The organism is Nonomuraea sp. NPDC050536 (assembly GCF_044457685.1).
Classification (GTDB): Bacteria; Actinomycetota; Actinomycetes; order Streptosporangiales; family Streptosporangiaceae; genus Nonomuraea.
The window spans coordinates 89,798-104,655 of record NZ_JBITHD010000018.1; the positions used below are offsets into that span (position 1 = coordinate 89,798).

Below are 14,858 nucleotides of genomic sequence, written 5' to 3' on the forward strand. Positions count from 1 at the left end.
ATGGCGAGACAGCGGGCCTTCGACAGGGATGCGGCGCTGGAGAGCGCGATCCACGCGTTCTGGCGGCGTGGCTACGAGGCGACCTCGGTGGCCGAGCTGACCCAGGTCATGGGCATCCGGCCACCGTCGCTGTACGCGGCCTTCGGCGACAAGCTGCGCCTGTTCGAGGAGGCGGTGACCCGTTACGGCGCCACCTATGGCTCGTTCACCGACCGCGCGCTGGCCGAGGAGCCCACGGCCAGGGCCGCCATCGAGCGCGTGCTGCGCGAGACGGCGGCCGAGTTCACCGACCCCGGGCACCCACCGGGCTGCCTGGTCGTCTCCGGCGCCGAGAACTGCGGTCCGGAGTCGGAAGAGGCCGAGGAGCTGCTGCGCTCGTTCAGGGCGAAGTCGCGGGCACGGCTGAGCGCCCGGATCGAGGCTGACGTCCAGGCCGGACGGCTCCCCGCCGGCACCGACCCGGTGTCGCTGTCCGACTTCTACGCCACCGTGATCCAGGGCATGTCACAGCAGTCCCGCGACGGCGCCTCCCGCGAGTCACTGGAACGGGTCGCCGACCTGGCGATGAACGCCTGGCCTACCGGGCCTTGATCGAGGCGTCCTCCGGCGGCACCTCCGGTTCGGAGGCGCGGAACCAGCGGCAGCCGTGCGGGGTCAGCGGAATGTGGACTCCGCCGTCGCCGCCGACCTCGAGCCGGCCGTCCATCAGCAGGTCGGTGAGGATCTGCCCGTCCAGCCCGTCCAGCGTGAGATCGATCTCCGCGGCCGTGTCGCACAGGTTGTGCACGGCGAGCACGGTGGCGCCGTCGGCGTCGCAGCGGTGCGCCAGGACCGAGGGATGGCCGGACTCCAGCACGGTGTGCGCGCCCCAGGCCAGCTCGGGACACTCCCGGTAGCGCTCGATGAGGAGCTGGAACCAGCGCAGCAGCGAGTCGCCGTCGCGCTTCTGGTCGGCGACGTTCACCCGGGCCGGGGAGAAGGCGCCCTCGGGCATGTCGCGTTCGGGTTCCGCCTGGCTGAAGCCGCCCTCCCGCGACCACTGCATCGGCACCCGGACCGCCATGCGGCCCTCGGCATCCAGGTTCTCGCCCATGCCGATCTCCTCGCCGTAGAACACCACGGGCGTGCCGGGCAGGGAGAACAGCAGGCTGTAGGCCATCTTGATCCGCCGCAGGTCACCGCCGAACATGCCCGGCAGCCGCCGCCGCAGCCCGCGGCCGTAGATCTGCATGCGCGGTTCGGGGCCGAAGGCGTCGAAGACCTCCTTGCGCTCGGCTTCGGTGAGCTTGTCCAGGGTCAGTTCGTCGTGGTTGCGCAGGAAGACCGCCCACTGGCAGTCCTTGGGCGGGGTGGGCCGCTCCCTGAGCGCCTGGGCCAGCGGCTCGGCCTCCGAGCGGGCCATGGCCAGCCATGCCCGCTGCATCCCGATGAAGTCGAAGCACATGGTGAGCTGGTCGCCGAGCCCCGCGCCGAAGTATTCCGTCAGCTCTTCGTAGGGGACGTTGACCTCGCCTAACAGCACCGACCCGCCCGAGCGCCTGGTCATGAAGGCCCGCAGGTCTGCCAGGAACTCGTGCGGGCTGGCCAGCTGGGGATGGACGTTCTGGATGAGGAAGGGCACCGCGTCCACCCGGAAGCCGGACAGGCCGAGTTCCATCCAGAAGCCGAGGATCCTGGCGATCTCGTCGCGTACCTCGGGGTTGCCCACGTTGAGGTCGGGCTGGTGCCGGTAGAAGGAGTGCAGGTAGTACTGGCCGCTCTGGTCGTCGAACTGCCAGATGCTGTTCTCCTTGTCGGGGAAGACGATCTGCGACGGGTCATCCGGCTCCGGCCGATCAGACCAGACGTACCAGTCGCGGTAGCGGGAGTCGCGGCTGGATCGGGCGTCCAGGAACCAGGGATGCCGGTCGGAGGTGTGGTTGACGACCAGGTCCGCGATGACGCGCAGCCCGCGGTCCCGCGCCGTCCGCATGAACTCCACGAAGTCGCCCAGTGTGCCTAACCGCGGGTCGACGCTGTAGAAGTCGGTGATGTCGTAGCCGTCGTCCCTGTTGGGCGTCGGGAAGAACGGCATCAGCCACAGGCACGTCACGCCCAGCCCGGCCAGGTAGTCGATCTGCTGGGTGAGACCGCGGAAATCGCCGATCCCGTCGTCGTCGCCGTCCTTGAACGTCTCGACGTCCAGGCAGTAGATCACCGCGTTCTTCCACCACAGGTCCGAGGTGCAGGTGAGTCGCATGGCGCCCCAGCTACCCGCTCAGGCGCTTCTCATGACAGCGCTGCGAGCGCGTCCACCACCAGATCCCAGAAGCGGCCGACGTCCAGACCGACGGCGACATGGGCGTTCGGCTCGCGCTTGAGCTTGTCGAGCAGGTCCACGCTGGTCGCGCCCGCCGTCTCGGTCCCGCGCAGCTCGACGTCGAGCCGGGTGTGCACCGTCTCGACCAGCTCCGGCTCGGCCGCCAGCGCGACGGCCACCGGGTCGTGCAGCGGCCCCTCCGGCATGCCCTGGTCGATCTCGTAACTGGCATTGAAGTAGCGCAGCAGCTCCACGCCGAACGCGGCCGTCGTGTTGCCGATGGCCGCGATGCGCTCGATCACCGCCGGGGTGATCAACGCCTGGTGGGTGACGTTGAGGCCGACCATGGTGAAGCGCAGCCCGCTGTCGAGCACCATCGCCACCGCTTCCGGGTCCGACCAGCTGTTGAACTCCGCGTACGGCGTGACGTTGCCCCGCCCGGTCGAGCCGCCCATCCACACGATCTCCCTGACCTTCGGCCAGCGGTCCGGATACGCCCGGAGGAACAGCGCGATGTTCGTCAGCGGCCCGGTCGCGACGATCGTCACCGGTTCGAGGGAGGCGTCCAGGGTGTCCTTGATGAGCTCGACGGCCGGCCGCGGATCGAGGCCCACGGTGGGTTCGGGCAGGTCGGGGCCGCCGAGCGCGTTGGAGCCGTGGATCCACTCCGCCGGCTCCAGCGCCCGCACCAGCGGGCTATCGGCTCCCGCAGCGATCGGCACCCCGGTGACGCCCGCCAGCCCCGTCACCACCCGGGCGTTGTAGGTGGTGTGCTCCAGCCGCCCGTTGCCGCCCACGGTGGTGATGGCCCGCAGGTCGATGCGGGGATGCCCGGCCGCCAGCCAGATCGCGAAAACATCGTCGTGCCCCGGATCGCAGTCGATGATGACCGGTACAGACACCCCATCCCCCTTTCTCCGTGTTTCGTACCCAAGATCGGCCCGCGTCACAGGAGGGTGCCGCCGAGGGCTTGGAAGCGGGTGAGGGTGTCGTCGATGCGGGACAGGGTGTCGGGGTGGAGGGTGATGTCGGCCGCCGCCAGATTCTCCTCGATGTGGGCGGGCGTGCGGCTGCCCGGGATGGCCGTCACGTGCTCGTCCTGGTGCAGCAGCCAGGCCAGGGCGAGCTGGGCGGGCGTGATGCCGAGTGCGGTGGCCAGGTCGCGGATCGGCGCGTAACGGTCGTTGTTGCGTGCCAGGTTCTCAGCCGAGAAGCGGGGCGCGTGGTGCCGGAAGTCCCCCGCGCCGAGGCTGCGCACGGTCCCGGTGAGGAAGCCGTTGCCCAGCGGACTCCACGCCACGATCCCCACGCCCAGCTCACGGGCGGCCGCGAGCAGGTCAGGGTCGACCGGCCGCCACATCGACCACTCGTTCTGCACGGCCGCGATCGGGTGGACGGCGTGCGCGCTGCGCAGCTGCTCGGCCGTGACGTTCGACAATCCGAGGTGCCTGACCAGGCCGGCGCCGACGAGCTCGGCCATCGCGCCCACCGTCTCCTCGATCGGCACGCCCGGGTCCGGGTAGTGCGCGTAATACAGGTCGATCACGTCGGTGTCCAGGTTGCGCAGGCTGCGCTCGGCGTAGCCGCGTACCATCCTCGGCTCGCCGTTCACCCGCAGCTCGCCGAACTCGTAGCCGACGGGGAAGGACCTGCTGTCCTCGCCCGCGGGGATCGCCAGGCCGAACTTGGTGGCCACGACGACCTCGTCGCGCCGCCCCTTGATCGCCCGTCCGACCAGCCGCTCGTTGTGCCCGTCGGGGCCGTAGGCGTCGCTGGTGTCGACGTGGGTGGCGCCCGCGTCCATCGCCGCCTTGAGTGCGGTCTCGGCCCGCACGTCGTCGATCTCGCCGTACACGCCGGGTGAGAGCACCATCGCCCCGAAGCCCAGCGCCGGCACCTGCAAGTTGCCAAGTTCACGTGTCTTCATGGGGTCCATCGTGCGGCTCGATGGAGTGCCAGGTCCAAGACCCCTTGGTATAACCGATGGTTATGGAGGTGCATCTGCGGGACCTGCGGTACTTCGTCGCGACGGCCGAGGAGCTGAACGTGACCCGGGCGGCCGAGCGGCTGTTCGTCTCGCAGCCGGCCCTGTCCAAGCAGCTGCGTGCCCTGGAGCGGCAGCTGGGCTTCCAGTTGTTCGAGCGCGTCCACTCCGGCATGGCGCTGACCAGGCAGGGCGAGACGCTGCTGCCCACCGCCAGGGAGCTGCTCGACCGCTGGGACCGCGGTCTGGAGGAGGCCAGGGCGGCGGCGCCCACGGGGACTCTGGTGGTCGGGCTGCAGACGGCCGTCGGCCGGGGGCTGCAGCAGCGGGCGATGCGGGGCTTCCGCGAGCGGATGCCCGGCTGGGAGGTCTCGCTGCGGCTGGTCGGGTGGGACGACGCCAGCGCGGGGCTGCTCGACGGCACCTCCGACGTGGCGTTCCTGTGGCTTCCCGCGCCCGACGGGCTGGAGATTCGGGTGCTGTCCACCGAGCCGCGCGGCGTCATGCTGCCGGAGGGGCATCCGCTGGCCGTACACGAGGAGTTGCTCTTCCGGCAGCTGACGGATGAGCCCTTCGTGGCGCTGCCCGCCTCGGCGGGGGCCAGGCGCGACTTCTGGCTCGGCAACAGCGACGTCAAGGTCGGCACGACGGTCACCTCGGCGGAGGAGACGTTCGAGGCCGTGACCGGCGGCATGGGCGTCGTGCTGGTCTCGGAGGGGAACGCGCGGCTCTACGAGCGGCCGGGTCTGGTGTACCGGCCCGTGACCGACCTGGGGCCGAGCGAGCTGGCGATCGCCTGGCGCAGGGGCGATCGGCGGCCGCAGGTAACCGCCTTCCTCGAAACACTGACATAGCACCTTTTGTCGCCACTATCGTCTGACGCATGAGCGACTACGCGATCACGTTCGACCTGGTCGACGCCGACTCCGATGGGCGGATCTCGGCTGACGAGCTGGTGCGGTTGATGGAGGTGCTGGGGCAGCCGATCACGCGGGAGGCCGCCCAGGCAGGGGTGAGCAAGCTCGACAAGGACGGCGACGGCCTGATCGATCTGGAGGAGTTCTCGGCATTCCTCGGTAAGTGAACCCATACAAATCTTCTGTCGCCTGGGTCACAATGGGCCGCAGGAGGGACGATGGGCATCAGGAGCGACACCCGGACACCTGCTGACATCGTGCAGACGCTCAGGGCGGGCATCGCACGGGTCTCGGCCGAGGTGATCAAGGAGATCCAGAACCGCATCCCCGAGTACGCCCGCCCGTCCGACGAGATCTACATCAAGGTCATCAGGATGGCCGTCGAGCAGGCCATCGACGGCTTCCTCGACCGCGTCGAGAACCCCGACGCCGCCTGGGACCCTGAGCCGTTCCGCATGATCGGCCGGGGCGAGGCGGCCGAGGGACGCAACCTGGAGCCGTTGCAGACCGCGCTGCGCCTGGGCGCGCGGGTGGGCTGGCGGCGCCTGACCGACTTCGCCGAGCCGCTCGGCCTGTCTCCCCAGTCGCTCTACGACCTGGGCGAGGCCATCTTCATCTACCTGGACGAGCTGGCCGATGCCGCCGCCGAGGGCTTCGACGAGGCCAAGGCGCGCGCCGCCGGCGAGATGGAGCGCCGCCGTGCCCGCCTGCTCGACCTGCTGCTGACCCGCCCGCCCGCCGCGCTGGAGGCGATCGCGGACATGGCCAAGGCGGCGAACTGGCGGCTGCCGAAGACCGTGGCGTGCGTTTCGCTCGACGGGCCGCAGCGCCAGCTCGCGCTCTCCCCCGACGTGCTGGCCGGTCAGGAGTGCGTGCTCGTGCCCGATCCCTCCGGTCCCGGGCAGGCCAGGATGCTGGAGGTCGCGCTGCACGGCATGCGGGCGGCGATCGGGCCGGCCGTACCACTGCTCGAGGCGGCGACGTCGCTGCGGTGGGCCGGTGAGGCGCTGGAGCTGTCGCGGCGCGGCGTGCTGCCGCGCGGGCTGGTGCGCTGCACGGACCACATGGCCACGCTGATCCTTTTCAAGGACGAGGAGCTGGTCAGCGTGCTGGCCAGGACCCGGCTCGCGCCGCTGGCGCACCTGCGGCCCACCCAGCAGGACCGGCTGGCCGAGACGCTGCTGGCCTGGCTGCGGCACGGCCGCGGCGCGGGCGAGGTCGCGGCCAGGCTGCACGTGCACCCGCAGACGGTCCGCTACCGGCTGCGCCAGCTGGAGGAGCTGTACGGTGACCAGCTCGCCGACCCCGACATCCGCTTCGAGCTGGAGATCGTGCTGCGGGCCCGCCAGTCGGTCATGGACGGAACAGCCTGAGCCGCTCCTCCCCGATCCGCGCCCGGGTCTTTCTCAGACGTGGATGAGCACCTGGCCGAAGACCGCGGACAGGTTCTTCAGGTCGGTGGCCTGGTCGGCCTCGGGGTTGGCGGGATCGTAGATCGTGGCCAGGCGGGCGTGCACCGCGGTGAGCTTCTTCAGCTGGTCCCAGGTGGCGTTGGCGCCCCACTTCTCGCCGTAGGCCCGGTGGACCTGACCCTGCTGGTCCTGCCAGCGCGTCCACAGCGTCACCGACGACGCGCCCGCGTCCTGGAGCGGCGTGGCGATCCGGGCGGTGATCGCCTTGGTGGCGTCCTGGGAGGGCTGGGCGGCGTCCTGGGAGGGCTGGGCGGCGGCGAAGGAGGCGTCCTCCGCGGCGATCTGCGCGTAGGCGTCCCAGGCGTGAGCCCGAACCTGGATCCACTGGTTGCGCTGCGCGGTCGCGGTGTCGATCTTCCAGGTGGAGTAGTCGGTGCCGCTGTCGAGCGCGAGCTGGTCGAGCTGCCCCTTGGCCAGCCAGGCGCCCACCCGGTCGGGATTGAGCAGCGGGTACTTCTCGGTCATCGCGGTCTTGCACGCGTCGTTGGCCCCGCACCCGAACACCGGCATCACCGTGTGCGCCGCCAGCCGCTTACCCGGCAGCGTCTTGCGCAGCGCGGCCGAGGCCTCGGCGACGAACTTGTCCAGCTCGTCCGCGTCGGTGAAGGTCTGGTTGTAGCCGAGCTGCGTGGCGAAGCGAACCCCCACGACCCCGTCCTGGTAGGCCAGCGGAGCGAGCTCCTTGACCGCCTCGTCCAGCTTGCCGGCCTTCCAGTCGTCGGCCAGCTCGGTGTCGATCCACACCCGCATGCCGTTGGACGCGGCGGCCTTGACCGCCTGCCCGCCGGTGGTCTTCTCCGCCTTGGCCAGGTCCTGCTTGGACACCTCCGACGGGTCCACGAAGCACTGGTCGCCGTTGGCGCACTCCGGCGTGCCGCCGTCCTCGGCGCCCGGCACGTCCGGGTCGCCGTCGCCGTGGGCCTCACTGTCCGGGGTGTCGTTCGGGCAGGTGTTGGCCGGGTCCGAGCAGTCCGCGTGGTATCCCGTCGGCGGGTTCGCCGCCTGCATGTTCTGGTTGTCGTTGTTGCTCCAGAACCGGACGATGTCCTCCACCTGGTCCGGCGTGGCCATCCAGCGGCACATCACGTACGCCGGGGTGCCGTCGGCCATCAGGTCGTTGCAGCTCTTCGGGTCGTCCTGCGACCAGGCGGGCACACCCACCCCGAGCAGCGAAAGCGTCAGTCCGATGACCAGGATCGGCCTCAAGCGCATGGCGTTGACTCCAAGGGGGTGATCGCGGGGCACTTCGCACAATATCCGGATGATCAGCTACGTTCAACGCAGTCGATCGCATTCTTCACCCCGTCTTCAACCCGCAGTCGCCTCCCGAGTTGCGCCGCCTTCTCGCGATATTCCGGTACGGCAAGCAGCCGCGCCCCCCAGTTCCCGCGCGGTCAGCTCCGCCCTCAGATCACGCTGAATACTCGGCAGCGCCACGGTCACGACGGTGTTGTCCAGCGTCGTGATGAACCCGGCCAGGCCCACCACCAGCACCATCCCGCCCGCCGACCACCACAGAGGCGCTCACGAGTCCACCTCCACCCACACCCACCCCGGACCTTCAGGATTGGCCTTCACCACCCGAGCCCGCCCAACCCCCACCTTCACCCACCCGTTCCCCTCCGCCGTGCCCGTGTGGGACTCGACCGGCCCACCCCCCTCAACCCCGGCTGGCGTAGTACCCCCGCCCCCGGCCGTCCTGGGCGTGGATCTCCCGGACTCCTTGGGGGTGGCTATCTCTGGGGGCTTGGGTGGGAGAGAGACGGACTCTGGCGGGTTGGGTTCGGTTGGCTCGGCCGCGTATGGGATTCTGCGCTTGGGGTGGCCATTCGGGATCGGCTCGGTGTCTTCGAAGGAGACGGGCACCGGGTCGGTGTCCAGCCCGAACACGGCCGGCCGCCCATTCCACGTCACCCCTGGCCCTCGCGCGGACTCTTCCTCTTCCAGCGCCGTCGGCCCCGCCGCACCCTCCCCTGCGGCCTCCGTGCGCACAGCGTCGTCCGCCTGACGTGCCGCGTTGCTCGGCATCGATGGCGTGTCGCCATCCGCATCTGTCTCAGGCTCCTCGGCCCAGTGCCACCCGGGCCCGTTCGGGTTCGGCTTGACCACCTTGCGCCGCTGACCACTCACCGCACCCAGCCGCCGACCATCACCGACGTCCCCACTCACCACCCCGCCGCCCGATGACGCGGAGCGCATAGATCCCAGCGCCCTCGGGTCCGGTGCGGCGTCCCCGATGACACCGCGCCCGACGCCCGGCGCCCCTGCCGGTAGCCCAGGTGCGGACCCCGGGGAACTCGCCGTACCAGGGCGCCGACCTCCACCGACGCCCCTGCCCGCCGACCCGGCGCCCGGTGGTGCGGCGCCCCTGCTCGCAGCCCCGGTGCCGGGTGGGGCAGCGTCCCCAGCGGTGGCGTCCGTAGCCCCAGGCGCGACGCGAGCGGGCGCGCCGGGTCCCGAGGGGCTCGCCGTAGCAGGGCGCCGACCTTCACCGTCGTCCCTGCTCGCCGACCCGGCGCCTGGTGGGGCGGCGCCTCTGCTTGCCGGTGGGGTGCCTGGGGAGGTGGGGCTTGGCGTTGCGGAGTTTGGTGTGGCGCCTAGGGCTGGGGGGCGGGGTGGAGCGGAGAGGGGCGGGGTGCGGCGGGCGGGAGTGGGGACGGGTAGGGCGGGGGCGGGGTTGGAGGTGGCGACCGCGGGGTTGGAGGTGGCGACCGCGGGAGTGAGGGTGGCACGCGCGGCAGTCGGGGTGGCGACGGCGGGGGTGGCTAGGGCGGGGGTGGAGGTGGCGAGCGCGGGGGTGGAGGTGGGAGGGGTGTGGGTGGGGAGGTGGTGGTGGAGGCGGCGGAGGAAGGGGGGGAGCCACCAGTTGGCGGGGCCGAGGAGGCGCATGGTGGCGGGTACCAGGAGGGCGCGGACGAGGGTGGCGTCTATGACGATGGCGACGAACATGCCTACGCCGAGGAGTTTGACGATCGTGATGCCGGCGGTGGAGAAGGCGCCGATGACCACCAGGAGGAGGAGCGCGGCGCTGGTGATGACGCCGCCCGTCTGCTGGAGGCCGCGGGCGACGGCGACCGTGTTGTCGCCGGTGCGGAGCCACTCGTGGCGGATGCGCGACAGGAGGAAGAGTTCGTAGTCCATCGACAGGCCGAAGACGACCGCGAGGATGAGGACCGTGACCGTGGGCTCGATCGTGCCGGTGGAGGTGAAGCGGAGGGCCGTGGCCAGGTGGCCGTCCTGGAAGGCCCAGACGATGACGCCGAAGGAGGCGCCGATGGACAGGACGTTCATCAGCAGCGCCTTGAGCGGCAGCAGCAAGGACCCGAAGGCGGCGAACAGCAGCACGAAGGTGGCCCCGCCGACGACCAGCGCCATCCACGGCAGCGTCCGCAGCAGGCTGGCCAGCAGGTCCATCTGGGCCGCCGTGGAGCCGCCGACCACGACCTGCCGCACGTTCGGCTCGAGCTTCATCGACCGGATGAGCGTGACCAGGTTCTGCGCCTGGGTGGACGTCGGGTCGTAGGAGTAGCGGACGGCCAGCCGTACCGCGCCGTTGGCCTGGGAGAAGCCGGCGAGGTCGACGCCGTCGACGCCGGGGAGCCTGCGCAGGCGGTCGGCGAAGGGCTTGGCGTCGAGCGGCGTGATGGTCGTGACGGCGCTGATCGGCGTGTGGCCCTGGCCTATCGGCCCGGGCGTGGCGGGTTTCTCGCTGAAGGTGCGTTCGATGAGCACGTGCACGTCGATGGTGGCCATCGAGTTGCGGGCGAAGTCGCGGTCGATGGTCTCGGCGACCTGCCGGCTCTCGGAGGCGACGGGCAGCACCCGATGGTCGACCTGGCCGAACTTCACGTGCAGGAACGGCATGGCCAGCGAGACCAGCACCAGCGTGACGATCCCGAGGTAGAGCACCGGGCGGCGCATCACGCTTGACGCGATCCCGTGCCAGAACGTTCCGCGGGCGAAGCCGAAGTCGGGCGTGATCCGCAGCGCGTCCACCCGCGGCCCCAGCACGGACAGCACGGCGGGCAGCACGACCAGCGCCGACAGCATGGCCACCAGCACGACGGCGGCCGCGCCGAGCCCGATCGAGTGCAGGAACATCTGCGGGAACAGCAACAGCCCGAGCAGCGCCGTGGCCACGGTCAACCCCGAGAAGGCGACGGTACGGCCGGCCGTGGCCATGGTGTGCACCACGGCCTGCTCGGTGGTCGATCCGCGCCTGATCTCCTCGCGGAAGGCGTTCAGCACGAACAGCGAGTAGTCGACGGCCAGCCCGAGCGCGAGCATGGTGACCACGTTCAGCGAGAACACCGAAACCTGGGTGAGCTCGGTGAGCAGCCGCAGCAGCGCGAGCGCGCCCACGACGGCGAACGCCCCCACGACCAGCGGCAGCCCGGCGGCCACCAGGCTGCCGAAGACGATGACCAGCAGCACGAGCAGCACCGGCATGGAGATCGCTTCGGCGCGGGCCAGGTCGGCGGCGGTCTGGTCGTTGAGCTCCTTGGTCAGCGGCACTGAGCCGCCCACCGAGACGTCGAGGTTCTGGACGTGTTTCAGCTGGTCCTTGATGGCGGCGAAGGAGGCCTGCTTGTCGCCGCGCAGCGTGACCAGCGCGTAGGTGGAGTGCTCATCACGAGATTTCAGCTCATGAGACCCCGTAGTCCAATATGTCGCCAGTTGTTCGACATAAACCCCAGGCAGGGACCGCAGCGAGGCGTGCACCGCCCGCTTGAACCGCGGATCGCTCACCTTGACCAGCGGATGCCGGTAGAGCACGACCACGTCGGGCGCGCTGCCGCCGTACCAGTCCTTGCTCCAGTGCGCCGCGGTGGTCGACTCGGCGGCAGGGTCGTCGAACCCGCCGTCGGCCATCCGCCCGAACAGCTCCATCCCGAACGGCGCGACCAGCACGGCGACGGCCAGGCTCACGACGAGCAGCGTCCACCGACCCCGGTAGACGATACGGCCGGCCGTCTCAAACAAACGCGCCCTCCAGGTAGTCCCGCAGGCACGCGCGCCGGGCGATCTTCCCGCTGGAGGTCCGCGGCACCGAGCCCGCGATGGCCAGGTCCTTGATCCGCCCGGTCACGTACAGCTGCCCGTCGTGGATCACTCCCAGGTCCCCGGTCCGCAGCCAGCCCCCGGCGAACACCTCGGCCGTCCGCACCGGGTCCCGCCAGTAGGCGCGGGCCACGTTCGGCCCGCGGACGCAGATCTCGCCGACCTCGCCCTCCGGCCTGGCCTCGCCGTACTCGCCGAAGATCCGCACGGTCTGGCCGGTGGGGCGGCCGCAGGAGACGAGCGTGCTGCGCGCGCCGATCGTGTACGGCACGGCGTGCCCGGCCCGCAGCGAATCCCTGTCGAAGTCGGTGACCAGCGGGCGGGCGTCACGCTCCATCGCGGCGACGAAGCCGGTCGCCTCGGCGAGCCCGTAGGCGGGCGTGTGGGCCTGGGGGCGCAGCCCGCACTCGGCGAAGGCGGCGTCGAAGGCCTCGATGGTGCCGGGCCGTACCGGTTCCGCGCCATTGAGCATGACCTGAACGCCCGACAGGTCAAGCCCGGCCTTGTCGGCGTCGCTGACGCGGGCGGCGGTGTACTCGTAGGCGAAGTTGGGCGCGCCGGTGTAGGCGTCGGCGTGCTCGCCGAGCAGCTGCAGCCAGCGCACGGGCCGCATGACGAAGGCCACCGGGTCCATGAACACGGCGTGGTTGCCGCCCACGATGGGCATGGCCACGATCGAGACCAGCCCCATGTCGTGGAAGAGCGGCAGCCACAGCACCGCCACCGAGGTTCGCGGCCTGGCCCGGAACGCCTCCCACAGCTGCGCGGCGTTGGCCGCCATGTTGCCGTGGGTGATCTCCACCCCGGCGGGCGACCTGGTGGACCCGGAGGTGTACTGCAGGTAGGCCAGGTCGTCCGGACCGGCGGGATGCCCCTGCCATTCGTCGGCCAGCAGGTCGGAGACGGTGTCGAGCAGCACGACGTGCTTGGGCGAGGCGAACTCCTCGACGGCGGGCAGCGCGGCCGTGGTGGTCAGCACGAGCGTGGGGTCGGCGTCGGCGTAGGCGCACGAGAGCCGCTCGGCGTGCCCGGGCAGGTCGGGCGTGAACAGCGGCACGGCCACGATCCCTGCGTACAGGGCGCCGAGCATGGCCACCACGTAGTCCAGTCCCTGCGGGGCCATGATGGCCGCGCGATCCCCGGGTTCGGCCAGCTCGCGCAGCCGTACCGCCAGCGCCCGCGCCCTGAGGTCGGCCTGGCGCCAGGTCAGGGTGTGCCGCATACCGTCGCCCAGATAGTCCACGAAGACGTAGGCGGGCTCGTCGGGTAACTCGCGCGCCCACCGCGTCACCTGGGCGATCAGTGCGTCAGGCATGCGTTGCAAACTACGGCAGGAAAGCGCTCGATTCTTGCCAAACCCCTGCGAAAAGCTCGATCGGTCTTGTTACCGGTGTGACAGATATTGAGGCGACACCCCACGTGGATTCCGCCAGAATGGGGGCATTCGCAAGGGGGGCGTGCCAGGTGAACAGCTATGTCCGCGATCTCGGGCTGCTCCGGGATCGCCGGTTCAGCCTGCTGCTCACCGCTCGCACGATCTCCGTGCTGGGCAGCGCGTTCGCCCCCGTCGCCCTGGCGTTCGGCATCCTGGGCCTGCCCGGCGCGGATGCGACCACGCTGTCGGTGGTGCTGACCGCCGAGGCGCTGCCGATGGTGGTGTTCATGCTGGTGGGCGGCGTCATCGCCGACCGCTTCCCGCGCCGGCGGGTGATGATGGTCGGCGAGTCGATGAACGCGCTGGCCTTCTTCGCCTTGGGCGCGATGCTGCTATCCGGGTGGACGCCGCTGCCCGCGCTGGCCGCCGCGGCGGGCGTCAGCGGCGCGTCGATGGCCGTGCTGTTCCCGGCGCTGACCGGGATCATTCCTGAGGTCGTGCCTTCCGACCGGCTGCAGACCGGCAACGCGCTGCTCGGGCTGGGCGCCAACACCTCCAGGGTGGCGGGCGCGGTGCTGAGCGGCGGCACGGTGGTGCTGTTCGGCGGCGGGTGGGCGCTCATGGTGAGCGGGTTGATGTTCGCCACGGCGACCGTGCTGATCGCGTGCCTGCGGCTGGAGTCCGGCGAGCAGGTGGCGGGCGAGAAGCACTCGGTCATCGCCGACCTGCGTGAGGGGTGGCGCGAGTTCGCCTCGCGGCAGTGGATCTGGGTGGTCGTCGCGCAGTTCTCGATCCTGGTGATGGCGTTGCAGGCCGGGCACGGCGTGCTCGGGCCGCTGATCGCCAAGGAGAGCCTGGGCGGTCCCGCCGCCTGGTCGGCGTTCCTGGCGGGCGAGGCCGTGGGCACGATCGTCGGCGTGATCGTCTCCCTGCGGGTGCGGCCCAGGCGGCCGATCCTGGTGGGAGTGCTGCTGTGCTTCCCGACGGCTCTGCCGTACGTGCTGCTGGGGGTGGGGGCGCCGCTGCCGTTGCTGGTGGCGGGGTCGTTCGTGCTGGGCGTGTGCTTCGACGTGTTCGGCGTGCTGTGGCAGACGACGATGCAGCGGGAGATCCCGCCGGAGTCGCTGTCGCGGGTGAGCTCCTACGACGCGCTGGGGTCGCTGATGTTCGGCCCGATCGGGCTGATGCTGGCCGGTCCGGTGGCGGCCATGGTCGGTACCCAGGCCGCCCTGCTCGGCTGCGCCGCGCTGGTGGTGGTCTCCACGCTGGCGGCCCTGCTGTCTCCCGGCGTACGCAACCTGCGCGCCCCGGTCACGACCTCCTGAAGTACTCGTTGGCCCGCGGCTGGAACATCAGCAGCATGGCCCCGAGCACGGCCGTCAGGTGGAGCGCCCGGCTGCCGGCGAACCACGGGCCCATCGTGGCCACGATCTGGCCGACGGTCTCCCCGGCCATCAGCTCCTTGATCGGCCCGATGACCAGCGAAAGCGTGCCGAGGCAGCCCAGCAGGACGGCCAGGCTGACGCGCGCCCAGTTCTTGCCCACGCGCAGCCGCAGGGCCAGGAAGATCGCGGTAGCGAACACGACCAGCCGGATCCCGACCCCGGTGATCAGCGCGCCGGGGCTGAGGTTGCCGCCGGTCACGGCGAGGAGCGTCTCGAAGACCCCTGCCCCGACCGCGACCAGCCACAGCGTTGAGGCGGCCTGGACGGAGGGGGGCGCTGTTGCGGTGAGTTGCTTCATGACTTAA

General features: G+C 70.8%; 13 protein-coding genes. 5 read left to right on the top strand and 8 right to left on the bottom strand.

Annotated features, from left to right (window positions below; genetic code table 11):
- Window positions 1-591 carry a TetR/AcrR family transcriptional regulator gene (locus ACIBHX_RS38760; protein WP_397072434.1) on the top strand — a complete coding sequence of 197 codons (591 nt, stop codon included), beginning with the start codon at window positions 1-3 and terminating at the stop codon, window positions 589-591.
- On the opposite strand, the gene ACIBHX_RS38765 is transcribed toward ACIBHX_RS38760, so the two are convergent.
- From ACIBHX_RS38765 to ACIBHX_RS38775, 3 genes are read right to left on the bottom strand one after another with little or no spacing between them, the layout of a single operon-like run.
- A complete protein-coding gene (locus tag ACIBHX_RS38765; RefSeq protein WP_397072435.1) occupies window positions 578-2,239 on the bottom strand; it encodes an alpha-amylase family protein in 1,662 nt (553 codons plus the stop codon). The two genes, ACIBHX_RS38760 and ACIBHX_RS38765, sit on opposite strands and share 14 nt — an antisense overlap.
- A 29-nt stretch (window positions 2,240-2,268) precedes the next feature.
- A complete protein-coding gene (locus ACIBHX_RS38770; RefSeq protein ID WP_397072436.1) occupies window positions 2,269-3,201 on the bottom strand; it encodes a nucleoside hydrolase in 933 nt (310 codons plus the stop codon).
- A gap of 44 nt (window positions 3,202-3,245) precedes the next feature.
- Window positions 3,246-4,226 (bottom strand): aldo/keto reductase, encoded by a 981-nt coding sequence (locus tag ACIBHX_RS38775; RefSeq protein ID WP_397072437.1) that lies wholly within the window; start codon window positions 4,224-4,226, stop codon window positions 3,246-3,248.
- Window positions 4,227-4,294: 68 nt separating this feature from the next.
- On the opposite strand from ACIBHX_RS38775, the gene ACIBHX_RS38780 reads away from it, so the two are divergent.
- Genes ACIBHX_RS38780 through ACIBHX_RS38790 form a run of 3 tightly spaced genes read left to right on the top strand, consistent with a single transcriptional unit; the run spans window position 4,295 to window position 6,573 of the window.
- The gene (locus tag ACIBHX_RS38780; RefSeq protein WP_397072438.1) at window positions 4,295-5,137 is read left to right on the top strand and encodes a LysR family transcriptional regulator; all 843 of its coding nucleotides are present in this window, start codon (window positions 4,295-4,297) and stop codon (window positions 5,135-5,137) included.
- Window positions 5,138-5,166: 29 nt separating this feature from the next.
- Window positions 5,167-5,367 (top strand): EF-hand domain-containing protein, encoded by a 201-nt coding sequence (locus tag ACIBHX_RS38785; RefSeq protein WP_397072439.1) that lies wholly within the window; start codon window positions 5,167-5,169, stop codon window positions 5,365-5,367.
- 51 nt (window positions 5,368-5,418) lie between these two features.
- Window positions 5,419-6,573, top strand: coding sequence for a helix-turn-helix domain-containing protein (locus ACIBHX_RS38790; protein WP_397072440.1), 1,155 nt, complete (start codon window positions 5,419-5,421; stop codon window positions 6,571-6,573).
- Between the two features lie 33 nt (window positions 6,574-6,606).
- Here ACIBHX_RS38790 and ACIBHX_RS38795 read toward each other — a convergent pair whose 3' ends face one another.
- The 4 genes from ACIBHX_RS38795 to ACIBHX_RS38810 all read right to left on the bottom strand — a co-directional run bounded on the left by ACIBHX_RS38795 (window position 6,607) and on the right by ACIBHX_RS38810 (window position 13,048).
- Window positions 6,607-7,884, bottom strand: a complete 1,278-nt coding sequence (locus ACIBHX_RS38795; RefSeq protein WP_397072441.1) for a hypothetical protein — start codon at window positions 7,882-7,884, stop codon at window positions 6,607-6,609.
- Between the two features lie 96 nt (window positions 7,885-7,980).
- The gene (locus ACIBHX_RS38800) at window positions 7,981-8,169 is read right to left on the bottom strand and encodes a hypothetical protein (protein ID WP_397072442.1); all 189 of its coding nucleotides are present in this window, start codon (window positions 8,167-8,169) and stop codon (window positions 7,981-7,983) included.
- Window positions 8,170-8,196: 27 nt separating this feature from the next.
- Entirely contained in the window at window positions 8,197-11,655 is a 3,459-nt protein-coding gene (locus tag ACIBHX_RS38805) for an MMPL family transporter (protein WP_397072443.1), read from the bottom strand.
- Entirely contained in the window at window positions 11,648-13,048 is a 1,401-nt protein-coding gene (locus tag ACIBHX_RS38810; protein WP_397072444.1) for a fatty acyl-AMP ligase, read from the bottom strand. The genes ACIBHX_RS38805 and ACIBHX_RS38810 overlap by 8 nt, the downstream gene beginning before the upstream one ends.
- Window positions 13,049-13,197: 149 nt before the next feature.
- Between ACIBHX_RS38810 and ACIBHX_RS38815 the strand changes: the two genes are divergently transcribed.
- Window positions 13,198-14,433: an MFS transporter gene (locus ACIBHX_RS38815; RefSeq protein ID WP_397072445.1), complete on the top strand. Its 1,236-nt coding sequence runs from the start codon at window positions 13,198-13,200 to the stop codon at window positions 14,431-14,433.
- Here the strand turns inward: ACIBHX_RS38815 and ACIBHX_RS38820 are convergent.
- A complete protein-coding gene (locus tag ACIBHX_RS38820) occupies window positions 14,420-14,851 on the bottom strand; it encodes a hypothetical protein (protein WP_397072446.1) in 432 nt (143 codons plus the stop codon). The two genes, ACIBHX_RS38815 and ACIBHX_RS38820, sit on opposite strands and share 14 nt — an antisense overlap.
- Between the last annotated feature and the right edge of the window lie 7 nt (window positions 14,852-14,858).